Raw genomic sequence first — 812 nt, forward strand, 5'->3', positions numbered from 1 at the left:
AACGTTTGGCTAGATGAAGCGTATGGCGATTTAACGAACCAAACCTTCCAAACCGCTTCAGAGCCAAAGCTTTTATTTGTTTTTATCTTTTATGCCTAAAACTAAATAAAAGATTTGGCGGTGTTCAAATAGCGAACTACTCTCCCTGAAAGCAACGGACGCCATATGCTTTATACTAGCGTGTTGTGGTGTCGTTTTTTATCTATTTAGGCGCATAAGTCCTATTCTCTTTATACCTGAGAAATCGATTTCTAAATCAACATTCTTAAAGTTTTTTGAAACAGAACAAGGTATTTCAATTTTGGTATCATTATTTGCAAGTATCAATTTATTGTTGACAAATTCATACTTAAAGATTGTTTCTCCTCCGAAAAACTTCTGCGCCGAAATTTTGTCTACAATAATAGTATCATTATTCAAGAAATTGAATTCTGATTTCTTAAAGTTTAACACATCAAGTGCTTTTAAAGAATCAAGAACATTCTTTCCTCCATCTATGTCAGCCCCACCAATTGAATATACACCGCAAACTTCTGTCAACTTAATCTTTTGTTTTTGATTATTTACACACGAGTAAGCAAGAGTCATTAGAAGCAAAATTGGAATAATTAGTATTTTTCTCATTACTTTAGTTTTGGATATTTAAGTTATTATTTCTAGTCAATATATAAATTTTCAAAATGCATTCAATCTTGCCTTTTTGCCAAATTGCAACTAACGTCTAATTTTTATTTTATCAATTCCCTTTTAATTTGAACGTTAGCTTAAGTGTTTAATCTTGCTTCTTTTGCAAAATGTAGGCAATGCACCAC

The 812-nt window shown here is 31.5% G+C and carries 1 protein-coding gene; it reads right to left on the minus strand.

Annotated elements, in window-relative coordinates:
- Positions 1 to 198: 198 nt before the first annotated feature.
- Positions 199 to 624, minus strand: a complete 426-nt coding sequence (locus A8L32_RS23215) for a hypothetical protein (RefSeq protein ID WP_075591660.1) — start codon at positions 622 to 624, stop codon at positions 199 to 201.
- Between the last annotated feature and the right edge of the window lie 188 nt (positions 625 to 812).

Origin of the sequence: Labilibacter marinus, from assembly GCF_001659685.2 — a bacterium.
In the GTDB taxonomy this organism is placed as follows: domain Bacteria; phylum Bacteroidota; class Bacteroidia; order Bacteroidales; family Marinilabiliaceae; genus Saccharicrinis; species Saccharicrinis marinus.